The sequence below is a fragment of the Roseateles sp. Mitsp63 genome (genome assembly GCF_059491535.1).
On record NZ_CP168509.1, the window covers coordinates 3,520,508 to 3,544,065 of the forward strand.

Here is a 23,558-nt window from a genome sequence, read left to right on the forward strand (position 1 = left end):
GAGAAAGAGGAGGGCCCGTCGCCGGGCCCCGTGGTCAGTTGCTGTACACCACGCCGCGGCAGGTGCCGCCGGCGTAGACCCGTCCGAAGAGGCCCTGGTCGGCGGCCACCACGCCCACGCCGGCGTACTGGTGCGCGTCGTCGTTGTGGCGGACCCAGGTGGCGCCGCCGTCGTCGGAGCGCCAGACCGCCCAGAGCCCGTTGATCACGCCCACCACGTAGACCGCGGCCGAGTAGGACGAACCCGGCTTGGCCTTGCCCAGCGCGACGATGCTGGCGCCCGCCACTTCAGGCCCGAGCCAGTCCTGGCGGCCGCCCCAGATCGGCGCGAACGCGTTGATCCGGGTCCAGCTCGCGCCCGAGTCCACCGAGTGATACACGGCCAGGCCGTCGGCCACCCAGAGGTCGCCCTCGGCGTTCGGGTTCACCGCCATCGACGACGATCCCCAGGGCGCGAAGCGCATGTTGGCCGACACCGATCCCTGGCTCAGCGCGAAGTTGTGGCCGCCATCCGTCGAGACATAGACCTTGGCCTGGGTGTAGGTCCACCAGGCGCCGCCCGAGTCGTAGGCATAGACCTTGTTCGCGTTCCTGCGGTCCGGGACCAGGCGGTAGCTGCGCGGCACCCCGCCGACGACCGCCAGCCCCGGCAGATTGGTGGCGGTCCAGCTGTTGCCGTTGTCGGTGGTGTAGGACGGCACCGAATCGGCCGGCGCCCACACCACCCGGTTGCGGGCGGTGACGGCGAGGTTGGAGGCCTGGTTCGGGTGGTCCGCCACGCCGGCCGGCAGCCGCGCGAAGGAGGCCCAGGTCCGGCCGCCGTCGCCGGACCAGTAGCCCGCGCCGGACTGGGAGCCGGACGGGTTGTTCACGGCGACGCCCGCGGCGATGTAGTTCGGATCGGACCACGCCATGTCGCTCGAGTTGCCGTTGCTCCATCCCTTGAACGGACTCAGCGTCGGCGCCTGCGTGAGGTCGGTGTGGATCCAGGTGCCGACGTCGCCCGAGCTGTTCAGCAGCGTGTAGGGCGCGCCCGCCGGCGGCGTGTTCAGGGCCAGCGTGCAGGTCTCTTCCAGCCCGTTGACCGCGAAGTTCCAGCTCGGCGTCGACGACGAGGCGTTGCGCGTCTCCCAGATGCCGCCGCCGAAGACATGCAGCACGCGGTCGCGGTTGAAGGGATCGATCTCGACATCGTCGATCCAGCCGGAGAAGCCGTCGCTGGCCGGCGTGTGCGGCATCGTGGCGGCGATCTCGCGCCAGTTGCGGCCGCCGTCGTCGGACAGCTGCACGACCTGCTGGCCGCTGTAGTTGCCCCAGGTGCCGCTCACGCCCAGCGCGATGCGCGCGGTGGCGCCGGTGCCCAGCACCGACAGGCCGCCGTAGCCGGCGCCATCGTTGCTGTTGAGCAGGGTCCAGGTGTTGCCGTTGCTGCCATCGAACCGGTACAGCCGCGCGGGGCCGGCGTCGCCCGGGCCCGCGCCCTTGGTGAACAGCATGTAAAGCGCGCCGTCGGCCGTGCGCACGATGTGCGGGATGTGGAAGCCCGACACCGGCGTCGAGACCGGCGTCCAGGTGGCGCCGCCGTTGACCGACTTGTAGAGGTTGGAGCTCAGGCCCGCCGCGTTGACGTAGTCCGGCGCGATGGCGGCCCACAGGATCCAGGTCGGCGATCCGGAGCCCTTGGTCGAGGTGTCGAACACCAGGTGCTCGACGCCCATGACCTGGCCGCCCAGGTTGTTGATCTGGTCGGCGGTCAGCTTCGTCGACGACAGCCCGGTCGCCTGGGCCCAGGTGCGGCCCGAATCGGCGCTCCTCCACAGCCCGGCCGTGCGCGAGGCGTAGAACAGGATCGCCGGGTTGTTGGGGTCGACCGACAGGCGCTCGCCGATGGCGCGGCCGTTGTTGTTGCCGCCGGCGGAGAAGGGCAGGTTGACGGAGGTCCAGCTGCCGCCGCGATTGCCGGAGATGTACAGCCGGGCCGTGGCATCCGCCGACGCGGACATGCCGGTGACCATGTAGACGCGCTGGTCGTTGGTGGGATCCAGGGCGATGCTCTCGACGCCGTGATGGAAGCCCTCGGCCGCGGTGAAGCCGTCGTTGATCGGCACCCAGGACGAGGCGCTCGCGTTCCAGCGGTAGGCGCCGCCGACGTCGGTGCGCGCGTACAGCAGGTCCTTGGTGGCCGGATGGAAGACCAGGCCGGTCACGTAGCCGCCGCCGCCGAACTTCACGCTGGCCCAGGTGCCGGTGTTGATCGAGAAGGCCTGCTGGCTCTTGGCGCCGCACGCATTGGTGTAGGTGGCCGTGGCGGTGCAGGACGCGGCGGGCTGCACGGTCTGCTCGCGCGACGCGCCGACGGTGCCGCAGCCGCTCCAGCTCCAGGTGCCGCCGGAGATCGGCTGCGGCCCCAGGATGGCCGAGCCGCCGGTCTTGAGCGTGGCCGAGGCTGTCGGCGACCAGGTGCCGCCGACATTCACATAGGGTTGGATGGGCGTCGGGGTGCAGGTCTGGGCCGCGGCGGAGGACATGCCAGCGGCCGCCAGGGCCAGCAACAGGGTCGATGACTGCAGGGTCATGGGTCTACCTTTCAACGACGGGCCCGGCCGGGCTGTCTCCTCCGGGCGCGAGCGTGATGGAACGGATGGGCGCCCGATGAGGGCGCGTGATATTCCGCTATATCAAGCTGGCGTGATGTTAATTTGTGTGTTGAATGAACTATCTAGGGGAAAGACCTCACCGGAACGGTGCGGCGCACGGGAGCGGTGCGCGCAGGCGCTGATCAGGCGCCGGTCAGGTGATGGTCAGCCGCGCCGCTCGCGGCGGCCCCAGCGTGACGCCGGGGATGATCGCCGTCGGCAGCACCAGGTTGCCGGCGGCGGGCAGGGGCTGTTGGCGCCGCATGGCCTCGATGCGCTCGAGCAGCATCTCGACCGCGCGGCGGCCCATGTCATGCAGCGGCTGGCGCATCGTGGCCATCTGCACCGACCGCGCCATCAGCGTGTGGTCGTAGCCCACGACCGACACGTCCTCCGGGATGCGCAGGCCCCGGGCGCGGAGCGCCTCGATGGCGCCGAACGCGATGGCGTCGTTGCCGCCGAAGACCGCGTCGGGCAGTTGCCGTCCGCGCTGGTGCCCCAGCCAGGCCGCCATGGCTTCGCGGCCGCCCTCGATGCTGAGCGGGGCCCGGATCACGTGGCCCGCGGCCGGCTTGACACCCGCCTCGGCATGGGCGCGCAGATAGCCGTCGACGCGGTGGTTCGATCCGGCGTAGGCCTCGGGCCCGCCGATGTGAAGGATGCGGCGATGGCCGCGCGCGAGCAGCTCGCGCACCATGTCGTGCGCGCCGGCCTCGTCGTCCGTCTCCAGGTTGGCGACGCCGGCCAATGGACGGTCGGAGTGGACCGAGACCATCGGCGTGTGCTGCGGGAGCCAGGTGGCGCCGTCGTCCGGCAGGCGAGGCGCGAGCAGGACCAGTCCGTCGACGCGCCCGTCGCACAGGGCCGGGAGGCGGACCCGCGCCTCCTGCCAGTCGCTCAGCGTGAAGACGACGGGGGTCTGTCCGGCCGCGGTCGCGCCCTGGATGACGCCGCTGAAGACCTCCAGGACATACAGGTTGGGCTCATCGCCCTGAAAGTTGGCGACGAAGCCGATCGCATTCGTGCGCTGGCTGGCCAGCGCGCGCGCCGTGGCGTTGGGCCGGTACTGGAGCCGCTCGGCCGCGGCCAGGACGCGTTCGCGCGTCTCGGCCGACACGCGCGCCGATCCGCGGCGTCCGCCGTTCAGCGCGGAGGAGGCGGCCATGTCCGAGACCCCGGCGGCGCGGGCAACGTCGGCGAGCGTCGGCGCGTCGCTGCGGCGGCGCGTCGATCGGGGCGGGGAGTCGGACGGAGGTTTGGGCGGCGAGGCGGGCACGGCGGCTCGAGTCATGGCAGCGCAAGGCGGCGGACTGTAGCACCGCGGCGGCCGCGGCCGGATCAGGCCGGCGCGTGCCAGGGCCCGGTGGTCTCGCGCACCTCGAGCAGGATGTCCGGCACCGTCGGCGCGGGCGCCTCCATCTCCCGGCCCAGCGCGTGCAGCATGGCCCAGGCCGCGGCCTGTCCCATCGCGAAGGTGTGCTGGCGCACCGCGGTGACCGGCGGCGTCATGTACTTCGACTGCGGCAGATCGTCGAAGCCGACGAGCGAGAGGTCCTGCGGGACGCGCAGGCCGCGGCGATGCAGCACCAGCTTCGCGCCCCACAGCGACTGGTCGTTGGCGCAGAACACCGCGGAGAACGCAGGTCCGCCGGCCAGCAGCGATTCCATCGCGGCGATGCCGCCGCCTTCCATGAAGTCGCCTTCGACGATCAATGCGGGATCGACGCTCAGTCCGGCCTGGCGATGGGCCAGCATGAAGCCCTCCTTGCGCTCCTGGCCGTCGATCTGCGCCGACGGGCCGGCGATGTGGGCGATGCGCCGGTGGCCCAGGCCGATCAGGTGCGCGGTGGCGAGCCGCGCCCCTTCGACCTGGTCCTGATAGAACGACAGCACGCCGGCCGCCTCGCAGCGCCGGCCGATGATCGCCACCGGCAGCTGCTGCGCGAGTTCCGCGAGCCGGGCCTCGCCCAGGCGTCCGCCCAGCACGATCAGCGCGTCGACCTTGCGCGCCGTCAGCAGCGCGACCCGTTCCGACTCCTCGTCGGGATTCCAGTGACCCGGCACGACGATGGGCGTGTAGCCGCTCCCGGTCAGGCCCTCGTCGACGCCCTTGACCGCATTGGCGAAGTAGGGGCTCTCGAGCTCCTGCGTCAGCACGCCGATGGTGTGGGTGGACCCGCTGCGCAGCCCGCGCGCCGAGAGGTTGGGACGGAACTTCAGCTTCTGGATCGCCGCCTCGACGGCGCGCCGCTTGTCCTCGGCCACGCGGGCCGAGCCCGTGAGGATGCGCGACACCGTTGCGGCCGAGACGCCGGCCAGCCGGGCGACGTCCTGCACCGTCGCCGGCTCGGACTTCGGGCGTGGGAGAGAGGGGCTGGAATCCATGGAGAAGGCGGCGCGACGGCGCCAGGGGAGACCGGAGCTCCGCATGATAACGATTTCGCGGCTGGGGTGAGACACCGGGCTTCCCGTGCGCTAGGGGACTTCCCCAAGAGAGGCGGATTCCTGCGATGACAACGTTGACAACGCAATTCCTGTGCATGCAGACTTCGTGAATTCGATTTCAAAACAACGAGACAAGGCGGCGTTTCCGGTTCACGGGACGCCGGCGAGAAGCATGAACATGAGATCGCTCAGGCGACGCGACGCCCTGGTGCTGCTGAGCTGCGCCGCCGCTGGCGGCGTGAGCGCCGCGCCCGCGCGCATCACCGTGGCCAGCTATCCCGACCTCGACCAAGCGCTGAAGCTGGCGCTGCCGGCCTTCGCGCGGCGGCATCCCGGCGTCGAGGTCAACGTGGTGACGCTCTCGCACAAGGACCACCACACGGCCATGACGACGGCACTGGCCGCGGGCGCCGCGCTCCCTGACCTGATCGCCCTTGATATGGATTTCATGGGCAAGTTCGTCGACTCCGCCGGACTGGAGGACCTCGCGCAGCCGCCGTATCTGGGGCGGGCCGTGGAGTCGAGATTCCCCGCCTACGCCTGGCAGGCCGCGGTGAACCGGCGCGGCGAGCTCAAGGCGCTGCCGGTGGACACAGGCCCCGGCGCGCTGTTCTACCGGCGCGACCTGCTGGCGCGCGCGGGGCTGCAGGAAACCGATCTCACGCGCTCCTGGACAGGCTTCGTCGACGCCGGCCGCGCGCTCAAGGCCAAGACCGGCGCCTACCTCGTCGCCCACGCGCAGGACCTGAAGGACATCCGCATCCGGGCCGGCCTGGCCGATGGGGAAGGGGTGTTCTTCGACCGGCAGGGCCGCACCCAGGTGCACACCGAGCGCTTCCGCCGCGCCTTCGAGCTGGCGCTGCGGGCGCGGGACGGCGGCATCGATGCCGGCGTGCGGGCCTGGAGCAATGAATGGTCGGAAGGCTTCCGCCGCGGCGCGATCGCGACGCAGATGATGGGTTGCTGGCTCGGCGGCCACCTGAAGCGCTGGATCGCGCCCGGCACGGCCGGCCTGTGGCGGTCGGCGCCGCTGCCCGAGGGCGTGGCGGCGGCCTGGGGCGGTTCGTTCTATGCGATCCCCGTGCACTCGCGCCAGAAGGCGCTGGCCTGGGACCTGCTGCAGCTGCTGGCGCTGGACCGCGATCAGCAGGTGGCGGCCTTCCGCGCGCTCGATGCCTTTCCGGTGCTGCTGCCGGCGCAGGAGGACGGCTTCCTGTCGGAGCCCATCGACTTCCTGGGCGGCCAGCCGGCGCGCCTGCAATGGCGCGACGCGGCCCGCCGCATCCCGGCGCTGGCCATCGACCGCTACGACCCGGTGGCCGATGAAGTCGTGCGCGCCGAACTCGACCAGGTGCTCCTGCGGCGCAAGAGCATCGACCAGGCCCTGGCCGACGCGCGCGCGACCGTCGAGCGCCGCGTGCGCCGCCGCGCCTGATGCCTTCGCAGGGAACCCCGCTCATGACCCGTCGCCTCACCTGGCCCCAACGCTGGCGGATTCCGCGCCGCTGGATGCCCTACCTCTTCATCAGCCCGTTCTTCGTGCTGTTCGCGGCCTTCGGCCTGTTCCCGCTGTTGTTCTCCATCGTGCTGTCGCTGCACAACTGGGACGCGTCGGCGGGCCTGGGCGCGATGCAGTGGGCCGGCCTGGACAACTACATCTATGCGCTGACGCGCGACGACGGCCTGCGCGCCGCGCTCTTCAACACGCTGTGGCTGGCGCTGGCGGGCTGCGTGCCGCAGCACCTGGTGGCGCTGCCGCTGGCCTACTACCTGCACACCGCGTTCCGGCGCTGGCGCAACGGCGTGGTGGGGCTGTACTTCCTGCCCTTCATCACCTCGACGGTGGCCGTGTCGCTGGTGTTCTCGGCGTTGTTCTCCAAGGACTTCGGCGCCATCAACGCGGCGCTGCGCGGGCTGCATGAGCTGCCGCTCCTGGGCGCGCTGTTCCCCTCCACGCCGATCGACTGGGACCAGGCGGAGAACACGCGCTGGATGATCTCGATCGTCGTGTTCTGGCGCTACGTCGGCTGGAACACGGTGCTCTACCTCTCGGCGATCCAGACGCTGCCGCGCGACCTCTTCGAGGCCGCCCGCGTCGACGGCGTCAGCGAGCGCCAGACCTTCCTGCACATCGTGCTGCCGCAGCTGCGGCCGATGATCTTCTTCGCGGTGACGCTCGCGATCATCGGCAGCCTGCAGCTGTTCGAGGAGCCCTTCATCCTGACCAGCGGCACCGGCGGCTCGGGCCAGGCGGGCAAGACCGTGGCGATGCACCTGTACACGGTGGCCTTCACCGACGGCGACTTCGGCACCGCCTCCGCGATCGCGTGGCTGCTCTTCCTGCTGATCGCCGCCGCCACCTGGCTCAACAACCGGCTGCTCGGCCGCCAGCGCTGAAGCCGCGAGGACCTTCCCCATGTCGACGCCCCTTCCCACCCAGGCCGGCCCCGAGCGGGCCGTCCCAGTCCCCGTCGCCATCGCCGGCTGGCGGCGGCGCTGGCCGCTGCCGCGCGTGATCGGCCATGCCATCGTGATCGCGGGCGCGCTGCTGATGTTCGCGCCGTTCTACCTGATGATGGTCTTCGCGACCCACACCAACGCGGAGATCCTCTCGGTGCCGCCGCCGCTGTGGTTCGGCGATGCCTTGCGCGACAACCTGGCGCTGCTGCTCGAGCGGCTGCCCTTCTTCTGGCGCAACCTGGGCTGGAGCTTCTACGTGGCCGGCGCGGTCACGGTGCTGAACCTGCTGCTGTGCTCGCTGGCGGGCCATGCCTTCGCGCTGCTGGACTTCCCGGGGCGCGACCGCCTCTTCGGCGTGGTGCTGGCCACGATGCTGCTGCCCGGCTTCCTCGGCATGGTGCCGACGGTGCTGACCATGGCCTGGCTGGGCTGGCTCAACGAGCACAAGGCGCTGATCGTGCCGGGCGCCTGCGGCGCGCTGGGCATCTTCATGATGCGCCAGTACATCGGCAGCGCGGTGCCGCGCGAGCTGGTGGATGCCGCCCGGCTGGACGGCTGCGGCGAGTTCGGCATCTTCTGGCGCATCGTGCTGCCGCTGACGCTGCCGGCGCTGGGCACGCTCGGGCTGATCACCTTCATCGGTTCCTGGAACAACTTCATGGGGCCGCTCGTGGTGATCCGCGACATGGACCTCTACACCGTGCCGCTGGCGCTGCGCGCGCTGCAGGGCAGCGGCCAGACGCCCTGGGGCGCGCTGTGCGCCGGCGCCGCGATCGCGGTGCTGCCGTTGCTGCTGTTGTTCGTCGTCGCGTCGCGGCGCCTGATCGACGGCCTCACCGCCGGCGCGGTCAAGTAGCCGCACCGGAAGCCTCATTCCTTCCACCTCCGACCACCTCCTTCCACCGCTTTCAAGCCCGCCATCCCTCATGAGCCCGACGCCTTCCATGACCGCCGCCTCCACCTCCGCCGATCGCCTGTCCCCCGCCGCGCTGCGGCAGTTGGGCGACTCCTTCACCTGGGGCGTCGCGACCAGCGCCTATCAGATCGAGGGCGCCGTCGACGTCGACGGGCGCGGCCCATCGATCTGGGACACCTTCGCGAGCCAGCCGGGCCGCACCGTCAATGGCGAGAGCGGCGCCGTCGCCTGCGACCACTACCGCCGCTGGAAGGACGACGTCGCGATGATCTCGGACCTGGGCGTCGACGCCTACCGCTTCTCCATCGCCTGGCCGCGCGTGCAGCCGCTGGGGCAGGGGCCGTTCAACGAGCGTGGTCTGGCCTTCTACGACCGCCTGGTCGATGCGCTGCTCGAGCGCGGCATCGCGCCGCACGCGACGCTGTACCACTGGGATCTGCCGCAGCACCTGCAGGACCGGGGAGGGTGGGGCAACCGCGACACCGCCTTCCATTTCGCGATCTATGCCGACGCGATCGCGCGCCGGCTGGGCGACCGGCTGGCCTCGCTGGCGACCCACAACGAGCCCTGGTGCACCGCGGTGCTGGGCCACGAGATCGGCAAGTTCGCCCCGGGCGCCAGCGATCCGCAGCTGGCCGCGCAGGTGTCGCACCACCTGCTGCTCTCGCACGGCCTGGCGATGAGCGCGATGCGGGCCAGCGGCACCACGTGCCCGCTGGGCATCGTGCTGAACCAGTCCAGCGTGACCGCGGCGACCGCGAGCGCGGCCGACCAGGCGGCGGCCGCCACCGAGTACGCGCGCTTCGTGCGCTGGTACATGGATCCGCTGTTCCACGGCCACTATCCGCAGGATGCCGGCATCGCCCATTACCCGCGGGTCCAGGACGGCGACATGGCGCTGATCCAGGCGCCGCTGGACTTCCTCGGCGTCAACTACTACGCCCGCATCTGGGCCAGCCGCGGCGAGCCGCAGGTGCCGCCGCCGATGGCGCTGGGCGCGACCGACATGGGCTGGGAGATCCACCCCGACGGCCTGCGCGAGCTGCTCGTCGGCCTCAAGGCGCAGTACCCCGGCCTGCCGCCGATCTTCATCACCGAGAACGGCATGGCCAACGCCGACGCGCTGGACCACGGCCGCGTGCCCGATCGCGCGCGCATCGACTACGTGCGCCGCCACCTCGAGTCGCTGGCCGAGGCCAAGGCCGCGGGCGTCGACATCCGCGGCTACTTCTACTGGAGTCTGATGGACAACTACGAGTGGGACTCGGGCTATGCCAAGCGCTTCGGGCTGGTGCACGTGGACTACGCGACGCAGCAGCGCACGCTGAAGGACAGCGCGCACTGGTACAGCGCCACGATCGCCGAGGCGCGCCGGCGCGCCGCCGCGCAGGAGCCCGTGCATGGCTGACGTGCAACTGCGCGGCCTGCGCAAGCGCTACAGCGGCGGCGTCGAGGTGCTCAAGGGCATCGACCTGGACATCGCCGACGGCGAGTTCACCGTGTTCGTCGGCCCGTCCGGCTGCGGCAAGTCGACGCTGCTGCGCATGATCGCGGGGCTCGAGGACATCGATGCCGGCGACGTGCGCATCGGCGGTCGCAGCGTGGCCGCGCTGGATGCGTCGCAGCGCGGCGTGGCGATGGTGTTCCAGAGCTACGCGCTGTACCCGCACATGACCGTGGAGCAGAACATGGGCTTCGCGCTCAAGATGGCCGGCCTGCCGCGCGCCCAGGTGCGCGAGCGCGTCGGCCAGGTCGCGGAGATCCTGCAGATCGGCCCGCTGCTGCAGCGCCGTCCGCGCGAGCTCTCCGGCGGTCAGCGCCAGCGCGTGGCCATCGGCCGCGCGATCGTGCGCCGGCCCTCGGTCTTCCTGTTCGACGAGCCGCTGTCCAACCTTGACGCCGCGCTGCGCGTGCAGATGCGCCTGGAGCTGGCGCGCCTGCATCGCGAGCTCGGCACGACCATGGTCTACGTGACCCACGACCAGGTCGAGGCGATGACGCTGGGCCATCGCATCGCGCTCTTCAACGCGGGCCGGGTCGAGCAGGTGGGCACGCCGCTGTCGCTGTTCGATCAGCCGGCCAGCCGCTTCGTCGCCGGCTTCCTCGGCACGCCCACGATGAACTTCCTGGCGGTGCCCGATGCGGCCCATGGCCCCGGCGAGCGCCTGCTGCGCGCCGGCGTGCGGCTGCCCGCGGGCGGCGCCTCGGCCCGGACACCGCTGACGCTGGGCGTGCGCGCCAATGACATCGCGCTGAGCGCGCCTGAGCAGGGCCTGCCCGCGGCCATCGAGGTCATCGAGCACCTGGGCGACACCGTGATCGCGCATGCGCGCTGGGCGCCGGACCAGCCGCTGATCGCGGTGCGCCTGACGCCGGACGTGCCACCCCCTCGCCCCGGCGACGCCGTCGGCCTGCGCATCCGGACCGAGCGCGCGCACTTCTTCGATGCCGAGGGCCGCGCGATTGCTGCTTGATCCGCGCCCCGGCCGAGTTCCTTCCGATTCCTTTCCGCCAACGCAGTTCCACCAGCGCCAGGGCCCGAGGGCCGCGCTGACCCGCCACCCCTGACTCCCGCCAGAGGACAACAATGACAAAGAGACAAGCCCCCCGCCAGACCACGCCGCCGACGCCCTCGAAGCCATCCGCGCCGGCCCACCCGTTCGCCATCCCCCTCGTGATGGCCGCCGCGCTGGCCGTGTGCCACGGCCATGCGATGGCGCAGGCCGCGCCCGACGCCCCGCGCGCGGATGAGCAGCCCGCCGCGAAGGACAAGCAGCCCGCCACCGATTCCAGCCGCCTCGAGACGGTCACCGTCACCTCCAACCGGCGCCTGGAGACCGCGCAGAAGGTCTCCGGCGTCGTGCAGTCCGTCAGCGGCGAGCAGCTGCGCAAGGACGGCATCACCGAGGTGCGCCAGCTCCAGGCCGCGGTGCCGGGCCTGAGCATCGCCAACCAGGAAGGCAACGTCGAGATCTTCATCCGCGGCGTCGGCTCGGCCAACAACACCGAGCTGGGCGATCCGGGCGCGGCGCCGCATCTGAACGGCGTCTACATCCCGCGCCCGCGCGGCCTGGGGCTGATGTTCTACGACCTCGAGCGCGTCGAGGTGAACAAGGGCCCGCAGGGCACGCTGTATGGCCGCAACGCGCTGGCCGGCACGCTGAACATCATCACCGCGCAGCCGCGCCTGAACCAGTTCTCCGGCTACGCGCAGGCCGAGGTCTCCAACCGCAGCGGCCATGGCGCCGAGGCGGCGGTCAACGTGCCCATCGGCTCGGACGCCGCGATCCGCATCGCCGGCTACCAGAGCACCAAGGACTACGGCTTCACGAGCGTGTCGACCGATCCCGTGGCCAGCCAGCTCAAGCCGGCCGGGCAGGAGAACAACCGCGCGCTGCGGCTGTCGGCGCGCTGGGAGCCGATGGAGACGCTGCGCTTCAGCGTCGTGGCCGACACGGGCCGCGAGCGCGGCACCGGCTATCCCGGCGCCAACATCTTCAGCGCGGTCAGCGCCAGCGGCCTGCGCGCCGAGGACCTGGACCTGCGCCACGTCGTGTATCGCGGCGCGCAGGGCGACATGCGCAACGACCTGTGGGGCCTGCTCGGCAAGGTCGAGGCCGACCTCGGCCCGGTCAGCGCCGAGTTCAACGCCAGCCGCCGCTCGGTGGACTTCTGGCAGCGCAACGGCCAGTCCGACGGCATCGACTGGCCGGGCCGCGACCTGTCCGCGGTCAACTACGACAACTACTCGACGCAGTACTGGCAGACGCTGTCCAAGAGCAACGTCTACGAGCTGGTGCTGCGCTCCAACGACAGCCAATCGCCGCTGCAATGGACCACCGGGCTCTTCCACTTCAAGGAGAAGCAGGGCGTGGGCTACCTGTCGCTGGCCGATGGCGGCTGCTGCTACTGGGGCAGCGAGTTCACCATGCCCGACGTGCGCGGCAAGTCCACCGCCGCCTACCTCGACGCGACCTACAAGGTGACGCCGGACTGGCGCGCGCTCGCCGGCTTCCGGCGGACCAAGGAGAGCAAGTCGCGCTACGGCATCGGCGGCAACCTGGGCGTGGTGCTGGGCGGCGAGAACTACGACTGCTGCTACGCCACGCGCTGGGGCACGGACGGCTTCCAGCCCGCGCTGCTGTCGCGTCCCAACTTCGACATGAGCAAGATCACGACCGATGCGCAGCGGGCCCAGTTCATCCTCCAGACCTTCCTGATGCCGGGACGCCGCGACCTGGTGGGCCAGCAGCTGGGGCCGGTGGCCGACGGCTCCAACCCCAACGGCGCCTGCATCGACCGGCCCGACGTCAACGGCAATGGCCGCCTGTCCTGCCCGCGCACCAATCCGGCGACGACGAACGGCGGCTTCTCCTACGTGAACTCCTGGGACCTGCCGACCCAGCAGTACGGCACCAGCAGCGCGCAGTACAACGACTTCCGCGTGGGCGTGGAGCACGACCTCGGCCGCGATGCGATGGTCTACGCGAAGTTCTCGACCGGCCACAAGGCCGGCGGCTTCAACGACACCTTCGCCACCTCGCCGATCCCCGAGGTGTATGGCCCGGAGAAGCTCAGCGTGCTGGAGCTCGGCTCGCGCAACGTGATCGAGCTGATGGGGCGCCGCTCGGTGGTCAATCTCTCGGGCTTCTATTACGACTACAAGAACCAGGTCTTCCAGGACCTGAGCTGCATCAAGGTCAACACGCAGGTCACGCCCAACACCTGCAACGGCTACTCGCTGGTGAACCGCAACATCGGCGCCTCGCGGCTGTACGGGCTGGAAGGGGAACTGCGCATGCCGCTGCCGGCCGGCTTCGCGCTGGACCTGAACGCGGTGCTGCTGCAGACCCGGATCCGCAGCGCGGTGGTGGCCGACGCGCGGGCCATCGACTACGGCCAGGGCGGCAAGGCGCCGCAGATCAGCCTGGCCGGCAACCAGCTGCCGCTGGCCTCCAAGGTCAGCGTGTCGGCGCGGCTGCAGCAGGCCTTCGCGCTGGGCTCGGGACGCTTCGACTGGCAGGCGCTGCTGAGTTATCGCTCGTCCTACTACCTGACCCAGTACAACGAGCTGGACGTGGTGACCCTCGCCGGCGCCCGCACCAGCGCGCTGGCGGCGGGCTTCCCGGATCGCCAGAAGGGCTTCGCGACCCTGAACCTGGGCGTGGGCTACACGCTGAACCGCTATCGCATCGAGGCCTTCGCGGCCAACGTGACGAATGAGCAGGCCTCGACCAAGGCACTGGTGGGCTCCAGCCTCAATGTGCGCTTCCTCAACGACGCGCGCAGCTACGGCCTGCGGGTGCGCGCGGACTTCTGAGCACCCCAAGAACCAAGGAGACAACGATGACATTCGATCTCAAGCGCGCGCGGCGCGCGGCCTGGCTCGCCGGCATGATCGGCGCCCTGGTCGGCGCCCTGGTCGGCGCCGCGGGCACCGCCCAGGCGGCCAGCTTCTTCGACGGCTTCGATGGCACCGGCGGCGCCGGCTCCGCGTGGGAGACGGCCACCTGGCACAACGGCGCGCCCTTCGGCTGCGGCTTCGCCTACAGCGAGGTGTGGAAGGACGCCGGCACCCTGGTGCTGAACGTCAACGCGGGCACCGGGCGCTGCGGCGAGATCCGCACGCTGCAGAGCTTCACCTACGGCAAGTTCACGACGCGCCTGAAGGCGAGCACCTTCGCCGGCGGCAACACCTCGTTCTTCCTCTACACCGGCACGGCGGGCACGCCCAGCCACTTCGAGATCGACATCGAGCTGATCAAGGGCGGCACGGTGCTGCACACGAATGTGTGGAAGGCCGGCGTGCAGAACTACAAGCAGTTCCCGATCGCGACCGGCTGGCAGACGCTGGGCTTCGAATGGCGTGAGAACTTCGTGCGCTGGTTCACCGTCAACGCGCAGGGCGGCGAGACGACGATCCGTCATCAGATCGTGTCGGTCTCCGCGCCGATGCGGCTGATGCTGAACCACTGGCGCGGCGACAACAGCCCCGATGCGATCGGCTTCCTCGGGCAGTGGAACGGCGGCGGCGGGCCGGCCCAGTACGACTGGGTCAAGGTCGAGTAAGGGCAGGGGGGCGATGCAGCGGGGCGGTGAATTCCACCACCGTGCCGCCGCCCTCGGGGGTGCGCACCGCGAGCTGCCCGCCCACGACCCCGGCGCGCTCGCGCATGCCGCCCAAGCCGAAGTGGCCCTCGCGCTCGCCCCTTCGCAGCACCTCGGGATCGATCCCCTTGCCGTCGTCCCGCACCCGCAGGCACAGCTGCCGCGGGTCGTAACGGATCTCGACATCGATCCGCGCCGCCTCGGCATGGCGGAAGGCGTTGCGCAGCGCCTCGCCGGCGATGCGCACCGTCTCGTCGCGGAGCAGCGGGTGCAGCTCCTGGGGCTGGCCTTGCACGTCGACGTTCACCGGCATCGCGCGGCCGCTTTCGCTGGCGAGTTCGCGCGCGAGCGTCCGCACGGCTTCCGCCAGGCTGTTCGTCTCCAGCGTCGATGCCCGCAAGCCCTGCACGGTGTCGCGTCCCTCGGTGATCGCGCCGGCCACCTGGTCGATGGCGGTGTCCAGCACCCGCTTCGATTCGCGCGGGCGATCGGGCAGCAGGTTGGACGCGGCCTGGAACTGCAGCAGCAGGCCGTTGAAGCGCTGCAGCAGCGTGTCATGCAGATCGCGGGCGATGCGCGTGCGTTCGGCGACGCGCCCCTCCAGCGTCGCCTCGAACTCCCGCTGCAGCCGCCGCACGCGCAGGCGCAGCGCGAGCTGGAAGCCGGCCCAGCCCAGCACGGCCAGCACGGCCAGGCTGCCCAGCCGGAACCAGGCGGTCTGGTGGAAGGCGGGGAGGATCGTGAACTCGAGCTGCGCGCCGGCCTCGTTCCAGACGCCGCTGTTGTTGGCGGCCTTCACCTGGAATCGATAGCGGCCCGGCGGCAGGTTGGTGTAGCTGGCCTGGCGCCGGTCCACGGCTTCGCGCCAGTCGCTGTCGTGGCCTTCGAGCCGGTAGCGGAAGCGCGTGTGCAACGGATCCGCCAGGCTCAGCGCGACGAACTCGATCGTCATGTCCCGGATCCGTGGCGGCAGGCGAAGGCCCTGCTCGATCGGATAGGACCGGTGGTCGGCGGTCAGGCCTTCGATGTGGACGGGCGGCGGCACCGCGTTGGACGGCATGTGCGCGGGATCCGCCCAGAGCAGCTCCGCGCCCGCGACGAACCAGAGCTTGCCATCGGGCTGCCTGGCCACCGGCGGATTGAAATAGGCCGCCGGCGTGACCAGGAGCGGCACGCCATCGGTCACGCCCCACGAGGCCGGCGTGACGCGGTGGGCCGGGTCGGCGATCCAGGCCGCCAGATCGTCGCGGCCGACCCGCACCAGCCCGCAGGCCGCGTAGATCCACAGGGCGCCGTCCTGGTCCAGGGTCGACCAGTGGATCGTCTCGCAGGGCAGGCCGTTGGCCGGCGCGAGCGTCGTGACGCGGCCATCCTTGATCCGCTTGAGGCCGGCGGACCCGGTGGCCACCCACAGCGCCCCCTGGTCATCCACGCGCAGGCCCGTGACCTGGCCATGGCCCGGCACCTGCGCGAAGGCGTAGTTCGCCTGAACCTTGCCGTCCTTGACATACGACACGCCGCTGCCATCCCAGAAGGACAGCCAGAGGCCGCCGCGATCGGCCACCACCAGCTGGGCCTGCTGCCCATGCCCCAGCGCCGCCCAGGGAATGTTCTCCGCGAAGCGGCCTTGGCGCAGCCGCGCGAGCCCCTTGTTGCCGGACAGCCAGAGGTTGCCCGCCGCGTCCCCGGTCATGGCGTAGATCTCGCTGCTGGGCCCGCCGTCGACGGCGACGAAGCGCTCGCCGTCGAAGTAGGCCAGGCCCGCGGCGGTGCTCACCCACAGCCGCCCCTGCGCGTCCTGGTACTGGGCATGCGCCTGCGCGGAGGGCAGTCCCTGGCGCTCCTTGAAGATGGACAGGCGCGCGTCCTTCCACCGCGCCAGGCCGTCGTTCGTGGCCACCCACAGGGCGCCATCGGCCGCGGCCAGCACGGATTTCGTGACGTCGTCGGGCAGGCCCTGCCGCTTTGACAGCGTGGTGACGGGGAGCTTGCGGAAGCGGTCCACGCCCCGTTCGCTGCCGTACCAGATGTTGCCCTCGTGATCCTCGAACAGGCTGCACGCGATGTTCCCGGAGAGCCCCTCCGTTCGCGTGAAGCTGTCCGCCTGGCCGTCCTTGACGTGGATCAGGCCCAGCCCTTCGGTGCCGATCCACAGCCCGCCGTCGCGATCGCGCAGCAGCTTGTTGGACTTGATCTCGCGGTCGGCCATCCACTCGTCGGGCGCGGAAACGCTGCGGAATCGATGGGGCACCCATTGGTCGCCGGCCCGTTCCCAAAGTCCCTTGGACGCGATGCCGGCCAGGACCTGCCCGTCGGCGGTCGTGGTGAGGTCGCCCACGCGCGCGCCGGGGATCGGATGGCGCTGGGGCGTGCCGGGACTCCAGCGCCAGATGCCGGAGTCCGCTCCCACCCACAGCTGGCCGGCGCGATCCTGCGCGATGCTCCAGACGAAGGTGCCGAATCCCTCCTGCGGCGCGTCGCACTGGATCCGCTTCCCGCGGATGCTGCACAGACGTCCGGTCCCGCCGTGCAGACCGGCCCAGGCCGTGCCTTCCCGGTCCTCGTAGAGCGAGGCGACGAAGGCGTGGCCGACCTCCGGATGCCGTGCGACGAACTCGCGCCCATCCCAGCTCGACAGCCCGCTGAAGGTGCCGATCCACAGCGTGCCGTCCCGCGACGCCAGCAGGCTGTAGGGGCCGCTGGGCAGTTCCTGGCCGTCGGGCGGCTGCCACTGGGTGAACTGATGTCCGTCGAAGCGGAACAGGCCGAGCGATCCGGCGATCCAGAGGTAGCCGTCGGGGGTCTGCGCCATCGCGAAGACCAGGCCCAGCGCGGCGCCGTCCCGCGCGGTCCACGAGGTATGCGCGTACTGGGCGATCTGCAGCGGCGGATCGGCCGCGAGGGCCGGGGGCGCGAAGAAAAACGCGGCCAACGCCAGGAGCAGTCCGGGCAAGGAGCCTCGTGGAGGTTGGCTGTCCAGTGCGTTCACGCCGAGTCCTTTGCCGCTTGCGACGCGCTGGCAGCGTAGCGCGAAACGGCCGCGGCGGGGCAGGGCATGGCCCTTGCCGCTGGCGCTGCATGCCGAAGCGAGATCGCGCCGTCCTCATCGGTACCGCCGCCTGGAGCCTGCCCAGCGCCACCCGCGAGGCCTTCCCCGAGGGCGGCAGCCTGCTGGTCCGCTATGCCGGGGTGTTTCCATGCACCGAGGTCAACTCGACCTTCAGCAAGACCCATCGGCCGGAGACCTTCGCACGCTGGGCGGCCCAGACGCCGCCGGCGTTCCGTTTCGCGGTCAAGCTGCCCAAGGCGATGACGCACGACTCCCGGTTGAAGGTGCCGTCCCGCGAGGTCGGCGCCTTCGTGGCCTCGCTGCAGGGACTGGGCGATCGGCTGGGGGTGCTGCTCGTGCAGCTGCCGCCGTCGCTCGCGCTGGAGCCGCGCGTCGCGCGGGCGTTCTTCCGGGCGTTGCGCAAGGCCTTCGATGGGCCGGTCGTGTGCGAGCCGCGTCATGCGAGCTGGTTCACCGAGGCGGGCGACCGGCTGCTGGTCGAGGAACGCGTGGGCCGGGTCGCCGCGGATCCGGCCAAGCCGGCCGGCGCGGGCGAGCCGGGCGGCTGGCTTGGCGAGCACGGCGATGGCCGGGGCGCGGTCGTGTACTACCGGTGGCACGGCGCGCCGCGCATGTACTGGTCGGCGTATGCGCAGGAGTGGCTGCGAGCGAAGGTGCCCGTCCTGCGGGAGTGGCCGGCGGGAACGCAGGTCTGGTGCGTCTTCGACAACACCGCGTCCGGCGCGGCCACGGCCGACGCGCTCGTGATGAGGACGCTCCTGGGGCAGGACGGGGCCGTCTGAGGGCAACGGCGCCTACCAGACGTGATACATGGCGAAGCGGCGTTCCTCCACGTTGGCGCTCCAGCTGCCGTAACGGGCATTGCCGTCCCACCAGTAGCGATTGCCCGCCACGGCGCCGGCGCCTCGGACGCCGTTGTCGATCCAGCATCCGCCGCCGTGGACCCGCCACCAGCCGCCCTGGAAGTCGCCCGATTTCCACCGCCGCACGACGATCTGCAGGGGCCGGGCGTGTTGCCCGGGCTTGATCTGCTGCGACCAGCCGAAGGTCTCGGTATAGGAATCCGAATGCTGGTATTGCCCGCCGATATTGAACATGTTCAGGGCGCTGCCGATGACGGGCAGATTGTCGAGTTTCATGTCGACGCCGACGGACCAGTCATAGCCGGCGCTGCGGCCTTGCGCCGTCGAATAGCCGCAATCCCCGGCGGCGGAGCTGCAATGAAACTCCGCGCCGCGCCAGATCCAGTCCTCCCAGTTGCGGTGGGCCTGCTTCCTGGCGATTCCCCAGGAGGTGCGGTCGCCGAGAAAGTCCGAGTAGTTGTTGCTCTGCTCCTTCGAGAAGCAGGCGTCCTCCGCGGTCGCGGCCTGCACCGAAGACAGGGCGGCCGCGATCACGAACGCCGGGCGGACGAGGCGGGCCGGCCTCATTTGGCGAACTCCGTATCGGGTATGCCGAAGACGCTCTGGAGCGAGTTGCTGTTCGGGGTTTCGCCGCGCAGGGCGGAGGCCTGGAATTTCGCCGCCGCGACGGCCGGGGGATCGATGGGGGTGATGTAGTAGCCGACGTCGGCTTTCTGCACGCGGACGGCGGCGGCATCGATGCGGGTGCCGGCGAGTTCGCGCAGGATCGCGCCGTGCGTCGAGCGGCCGGAGCCATCGCTGGCGGCGTCGAAGACGACTTGCTTGCCCGCGGCGAGCGCGCTCTGGATGAGGGACAGGGCGGCATCGCTGCTCTGGTCGGCATCGCCGATGACGAGCAGGTCATAGTCGTCCTCGGTGCCGGCCGGCATCGCGGCGCTGAGCGCCGAGGCGACGAATCCCTTCGCCGGGCCCACGACCAGCACCTTCTGGCGCACGTCCCCGTCGGCCGGCACGATGGCGCCGTCGTTGGAGGCCGACGCGGCGGTCGCGGTGGCTGCCTGGTCCATGACGGGATCCGCGGCGCCACAGGCGTGCAGCAGGGCCAGCGCGCATGCGCCAGCCAGCGCGGTGCCGATACGGAATCGTCCGGCGTGCTTGCTCGATGCGTTGTTCATCTGGGAATCGAATGAACCGGAGCTCGGTGGACTGAGCTCGTGAAAGCCGCGGCTGATTGATGGAACGGCATACGCCCGCCCCAGTCGCGGACGCAGTGTAGGAAGCAGGCGGAAATAGGTCCTCACCAAACGGTGACCGAATCTTCTCCCGGCCATCACGTCCTGGTGAGGACCGCTGGCGGGTGTTCCTGTTTAATGGGCGCTCCGCACTGATCTGTCGATATGAAATACAACAGAATCTTCACGCTGCTGGGGCTGAGTGCCGCCACGGCCGCCGCCTTTGGTAATACCTATTATGTCGCGCCCAATGGAAACGATACCGCCCCGGGATCGCTGCATGCGCCATGGGCTTCGATCGCTCACGCGCAGGACGTGGTCCAGCCCGGCGACACCGTTTATTTTCGCGGTGGCATCTATGCCTATCACAAGGGCACCACCTCGTGCCAAGACGCGCACGACACGGTGAGCGGGATCGATCTGAATAAGAATGGCGCCCCGCAGCAACCCATTCGGTACTGGGCCTACCCCGGAGAAACTCCGGTCTTCGATTTTGATGGCATCCGGGACAATTGCCGGGTCAAGGGTTTCAACGTGACGGCCGACTGGGTTCACCTGAAAGGGCTTGAAATCACGCATGTCCGGCAGAACAACAACCTGAATCATGAGTCCTGGGGGATCTGGATCCATGGCAGCCACAACATCTTCGAGCGGCTCGACACCCATCACAACATGGGCCCGGGCCTCTTCATCAAGGATGGCGGTGACAACCTGGTCCTGAATACCGACTCCCATCACAACTACGATCCGCTCACCTCCAATGGGGCGGGCCAAAGCGCGGACGGCTTCGGCGCCCACATTTCCGCCAATCACCCTGGGAATATCTTCCGAGGCTGCCGTGCCTGGTTGAATTCGGACGATGGTTTCGACCTCATCAACGCTTATTCATCGGTGACGATCGAGAATTCCTGGGCCTGGCTGCAGGGCTATGTGCCGGATACCATGAAGCCGGCTCCCTACGGAAACGGCAATGGTTTCAAGGCCGGAGGATATGGGGGCGTCTATGTGCCCAACGCGGTGAAACACACCGTCCGTTTCTCGGTCGCCTTCAACAACCGGGCCTCGGGCTTCTACGCCAACCACCATCCGGTGGCCAACGACTTCTTCAACAACACGAGTTACGGCAACTACGCCGACTTCAATATGTTGGGGATCGATGCCAGCGGTGCGGCGATCAACCTCGGGAACCTGCGCAACAACATCGCCTATACGGGCACGCTGGTGTCGAATGTGTCGGGCGCCAATGACGCCCACAACTCCTGGAACCTGCGCGAAATCATGTCGGACGCCCAGTTCGAGGATGTTTCAACCACGGGATGGGATGCGCCTCGACAAGCCGACGGCAGCCTGCCGCGGCTGAATCACCTGCATCTGACATCGCACAGCACCTTGATCAACAAGGGTACGGACGTCGGCCTGCCGTACAAGGGGACCGCGCCCGACCTTGGCGCGTTCGAGCGCCACTGACCGTCACGACAACGCGTTCACGAGGATCGGCAGACTGACGTCCATGCGGTAGTCGACGGCCGTGTGGTCGTCGGGGAACTCCTCGTAGACGTGCTTGACGCCCATCTCGTTCAAGCGCTTGTGAATGCGTCGGGCGCCGTAGACCAGGCTGTACTGGTCGACGTCGCCGCAGTCGATGTAGAGCGCCTTGAGCGCGGACAGGCCGCGGCCATGCGACTCGACCAGCGTCAGCGGGTCCCAGGCCAGCCAGTTGGCCCAACGCTCCGGGATCAGCTCGCAGGTGTCGAGCGTCACGGGCAGCCGCACGCCGTAGGGCGCCGCCGGATCGGGGTCGAAGCTCGCGGCCTGGGCCAGCATCATCAGGATGTGGACGTCACTGTCCTTGGGTTTCTTCGCGGCCCAGAAGGCGTCCACCCATCGGCCGATGTCCGGTTCCTTGGCCAGCGCGCGCAGTACCGGCACGAACTCGTGCCGATAGATCAGCTCGAAGCCCACGTCGCCGGAATGCACGGCCGCGGCCGACCAGAAGTCGGGATGAAGCAGCGCATGAACCATCGCGCCGTATCCGCCGCTGGACTTGCCGAACAGGCCGCGACGTCCGGAGCCGCCGCAGGCGAAGTGTTCCTCGACGAGCGGCACGACCTCGTCGCGCAGGAAGTCGTCCCATCGGCCCATGGCGGCCGAGTTGACGTACTGGTTGCCGCCGAGCTTGGTGAAGCAGTCCGGGAAGGCGACGACGACCGGCGGCAACTCGCCGGCAGCGATCAGGCGATCCAGCCGCTCGGGCACGTTTTCGCCGAAGTTCTTCCAGTTCGTGTGCACGGGACCGCCGGCGGTGAAGCCGACGATGTCGACCAGCAGCGGCAGGCCCCGGCCGTCATGGCCATGAGGGACGTAGACATCGACGCGGCGGCGCGACGGAGCGCCGACCAGGTTGCCGGCGAGGACCTTGCTGTCGAGCGTCAGGCGATGGACCGTGCCGGCGGGGGTGTGGGGATCTCGGTGCATGGGGCTCCAAATCAGCGCGACCAGCCGCGCGAAATCGCGACCCGTTCCGCGTCGGGAGATAGCGTATCGCCGTCGCGCAGGTCGTCAATGTCGTCGAGCAGCGCCTCCGGCCAGGGCGAGGCCGCGGTGCGGAACGCGCCGGACGCCGCCGCCGAAGGCGAGCGCGACGCCACCGCCACGATCTGCCGCACGCGCCACGCATCGCCGCCGCGGCAGGCCAGCCCGGCGCTGCCGGTGCTGGAGGCGCTGGCATCGACGAGGAACGCGCGGCAGTACCGGCCGTCGCGCGACAGGAAACTCATGCCCACCCGCGTGGCGCCAGGCGTGACGGCGGCGCCGGAGACCTGCTCGTCGAGCGCCCGCGCGAGGCTGCCTCGTGCGACCCAGGCACCGTCCGCGGCTCGTTCCAAATCACCGCCAGGCGCGAGGCCCTTCGCGCCGATCAACACGCCCAGCGCAAGGCCGGCGGCCATGCCGCCCCAGGCCATCCAGCCGCCGCGGCGGCGACGCCGTTCAGCGTCGAGGTCGACAGGGGCAGCGGGAATGTTGGGAAAGCCGGCCGGGGCGGCGGCGGAGGGAGAGGGGGAGGGCGCGGCCTCCGGGGCCACTGCTGGGGCCGTGGCGTTGGCGGCGCGAGCCGCGTGCGCGTCGAACAGCGCGCTCAGCCGCTCGGGCACGGGTTCGTCGAGCACGGGGTCGTAGGTCTGCGCGAGCATCGCGCGCAGGCGGCGATCGCCGTCGCGCTCGTGATCGGGCGGGAGATCGGGTCGCGAGTCGTCGCGGGAATCGATGGGGCCGTTCATGTCCTGTCCTTCGCCGCTCAGGCGTCGATGTCGCCGTCGCCCAGCAGCTGCTGCAGCGTGTCCTTGGCCCGCGCGAGCCGGCTGGTGACGGTGCCGATGGGCAGCTCCAGCACCTGCGCCGCTTCCTTGTACGGCAGCCCCTCCACCAGCACGAGGGCCACCACCAGCCGCTGCTCCCCGGGCAGCCGGGCCATGGCCGCCTCGACCGAGAGCCGCGCGATATGCCGGCCCGTCTCGGACACGCCGACATGCTCGCCCGCCTCCTCGGGCGCGAGCACCTCGGCGCGGCGGCCGCGCGCGCGTTGTTCATCGATCCAGGCGTTCTGCATGATCCGGAACATCCAGCTGTCCAGGCGGGTGCCGGGCTCGTACTGATCGAGCGCCCGCAACGCGCGTTCCACCGCCACCTGCACGAGGTCGTCCGCGTCCTCGCGGTGATGCGTCAGGCTGCGGGCGAAGCGCCGCAACCGGGGCAGCAGCGCGGCCAGGGCGGATTGCAACTCCAATATGCTCATGCGATGGGATGCCTGATGAGTAGAACGACGGCGGCG

Annotated in this window: 18 protein-coding genes; 9 read left to right on the forward strand and 9 right to left on the reverse strand. The window is 70.2% G+C overall.

Features of this window, described 5'->3' with window-relative positions; genetic code table 11:
• Nucleotides 1-34 precede the first annotated feature (34 nt).
• The 3 genes from ACEN96_RS15460 to ACEN96_RS15470 form a co-directional block, all read right to left on the reverse strand.
• Nucleotides 35-2,575, reverse strand: a complete 2,541-nt coding sequence (locus tag ACEN96_RS15460) for a WD40/YVTN/BNR-like repeat-containing protein (RefSeq protein ID WP_495583977.1) — start codon at nucleotides 2,573-2,575, stop codon at nucleotides 35-37.
• 214 nt (nucleotides 2,576-2,789) lie between these two features.
• Nucleotides 2,790-3,926 (reverse strand): LacI family DNA-binding transcriptional regulator, encoded by a 1,137-nt coding sequence (locus ACEN96_RS15465; RefSeq protein WP_495583978.1) that lies wholly within the window; start codon nucleotides 3,924-3,926, stop codon nucleotides 2,790-2,792.
• Nucleotides 3,927-3,973: 47 nt separating this feature from the next.
• Nucleotides 3,974-5,020 (reverse strand): LacI family DNA-binding transcriptional regulator, encoded by a 1,047-nt coding sequence (locus ACEN96_RS15470; protein WP_495583979.1) that lies wholly within the window; start codon nucleotides 5,018-5,020, stop codon nucleotides 3,974-3,976.
• Between the two features lie 238 nt (nucleotides 5,021-5,258).
• On the opposite strand from ACEN96_RS15470, the gene ACEN96_RS15475 reads away from it, so the two are divergent.
• From ACEN96_RS15475 to ACEN96_RS15505, 7 genes are all read left to right on the forward strand, one after another.
• Nucleotides 5,259-6,515: an ABC transporter substrate-binding protein gene (locus tag ACEN96_RS15475; protein ID WP_495583980.1), complete on the forward strand. Its 1,257-nt coding sequence runs from the start codon at nucleotides 5,259-5,261 to the stop codon at nucleotides 6,513-6,515.
• A 23-nt stretch (nucleotides 6,516-6,538) separates the two neighbouring features.
• Nucleotides 6,539-7,477 carry a carbohydrate ABC transporter permease gene (locus ACEN96_RS15480; protein WP_495583981.1) on the forward strand — a complete coding sequence of 313 codons (939 nt, stop codon included), beginning with the start codon at nucleotides 6,539-6,541 and terminating at the stop codon, nucleotides 7,475-7,477.
• A gap of 19 nt (nucleotides 7,478-7,496) precedes the next feature.
• Complete coding sequence (locus ACEN96_RS15485) at nucleotides 7,497-8,396, forward strand: carbohydrate ABC transporter permease (RefSeq protein ID WP_495583982.1); 900 nt, start codon at nucleotides 7,497-7,499, stop codon at nucleotides 8,394-8,396.
• A gap of 88 nt (nucleotides 8,397-8,484) precedes the next feature.
• On the forward strand, nucleotides 8,485-9,864 hold the full coding sequence (locus ACEN96_RS15490; protein ID WP_495583983.1) for a GH1 family beta-glucosidase: 1,380 nt from the start codon (nucleotides 8,485-8,487) through the stop codon (nucleotides 9,862-9,864).
• A complete protein-coding gene (locus ACEN96_RS15495) occupies nucleotides 9,857-10,930 on the forward strand; it encodes an ABC transporter ATP-binding protein (protein ID WP_495583984.1) in 1,074 nt (357 codons plus the stop codon). Before ACEN96_RS15490 ends, ACEN96_RS15495 begins: the two co-directional genes overlap by 8 nt.
• 113 nt (nucleotides 10,931-11,043) lie before the next feature.
• Nucleotides 11,044-13,776 (forward strand): TonB-dependent receptor, encoded by a 2,733-nt coding sequence (locus ACEN96_RS15500; protein WP_495583985.1) that lies wholly within the window; start codon nucleotides 11,044-11,046, stop codon nucleotides 13,774-13,776.
• Between the two features lie 26 nt (nucleotides 13,777-13,802).
• Complete coding sequence (locus tag ACEN96_RS15505) at nucleotides 13,803-14,525, forward strand: family 16 glycosylhydrolase (RefSeq protein ID WP_495583986.1); 723 nt, start codon at nucleotides 13,803-13,805, stop codon at nucleotides 14,523-14,525.
• Here the strand turns inward: ACEN96_RS15505 and ACEN96_RS15510 are convergent.
• On the reverse strand, nucleotides 14,512-17,517 hold the full coding sequence (locus tag ACEN96_RS15510) for a sensor histidine kinase (protein WP_495583987.1): 3,006 nt from the start codon (nucleotides 17,515-17,517) through the stop codon (nucleotides 14,512-14,514). The genes ACEN96_RS15505 and ACEN96_RS15510 overlap by 14 nt on opposite strands.
• A 125-nt stretch (nucleotides 17,518-17,642) precedes the next feature.
• Here ACEN96_RS15510 and ACEN96_RS15515 point away from each other — a divergent pair, with 125 nt between their 5' ends.
• Nucleotides 17,643-18,416, forward strand: a complete 774-nt coding sequence (locus ACEN96_RS15515) for a DUF72 domain-containing protein (protein ID WP_495583988.1) — start codon at nucleotides 17,643-17,645, stop codon at nucleotides 18,414-18,416.
• A 12-nt stretch (nucleotides 18,417-18,428) separates the two neighbouring features.
• On the opposite strand, the gene ACEN96_RS15520 is transcribed toward ACEN96_RS15515, so the two are convergent.
• Together ACEN96_RS15520 and ACEN96_RS15525 are read right to left on the reverse strand one after the other, a co-directional pair.
• On the reverse strand, nucleotides 18,429-19,064 hold the full coding sequence (locus tag ACEN96_RS15520) for a hypothetical protein (RefSeq protein WP_495583989.1): 636 nt from the start codon (nucleotides 19,062-19,064) through the stop codon (nucleotides 18,429-18,431).
• Nucleotides 19,061-19,672, reverse strand: a complete 612-nt coding sequence (locus tag ACEN96_RS15525; RefSeq protein ID WP_495583990.1) for a hypothetical protein — start codon at nucleotides 19,670-19,672, stop codon at nucleotides 19,061-19,063. The genes ACEN96_RS15520 and ACEN96_RS15525 overlap by 4 nt, the downstream gene beginning before the upstream one ends.
• Before the next feature lie 222 nt (nucleotides 19,673-19,894).
• Here ACEN96_RS15525 and ACEN96_RS15530 point away from each other — a divergent pair, with 222 nt between their 5' ends.
• The gene (locus tag ACEN96_RS15530) at nucleotides 19,895-21,196 is read left to right on the forward strand and encodes a right-handed parallel beta-helix repeat-containing protein (RefSeq protein WP_495583991.1); all 1,302 of its coding nucleotides are present in this window, start codon (nucleotides 19,895-19,897) and stop codon (nucleotides 21,194-21,196) included.
• 3 nt (nucleotides 21,197-21,199) lie between these two features.
• Here the strand turns inward: ACEN96_RS15530 and ACEN96_RS15535 are convergent, their stop codons facing one another.
• The 3 genes from ACEN96_RS15535 to ACEN96_RS15545 are packed head-to-tail and all read right to left on the reverse strand — an operon-like array spanning nucleotide 21,200 to nucleotide 23,522.
• On the reverse strand, nucleotides 21,200-22,204 hold the full coding sequence (locus tag ACEN96_RS15535; protein WP_495583992.1) for an alpha/beta hydrolase: 1,005 nt from the start codon (nucleotides 22,202-22,204) through the stop codon (nucleotides 21,200-21,202).
• Nucleotides 22,205-22,215: 11 nt separating this feature from the next.
• Nucleotides 22,216-23,007: a hypothetical protein gene (locus tag ACEN96_RS15540; protein ID WP_495583993.1), complete on the reverse strand. Its 792-nt coding sequence runs from the start codon at nucleotides 23,005-23,007 to the stop codon at nucleotides 22,216-22,218.
• A 17-nt stretch (nucleotides 23,008-23,024) separates the two neighbouring features.
• The gene (locus ACEN96_RS15545) at nucleotides 23,025-23,522 is read right to left on the reverse strand and encodes an RNA polymerase sigma factor (protein WP_495583994.1); all 498 of its coding nucleotides are present in this window, start codon (nucleotides 23,520-23,522) and stop codon (nucleotides 23,025-23,027) included.
• Nucleotides 23,523-23,558 lie beyond the last annotated feature (36 nt).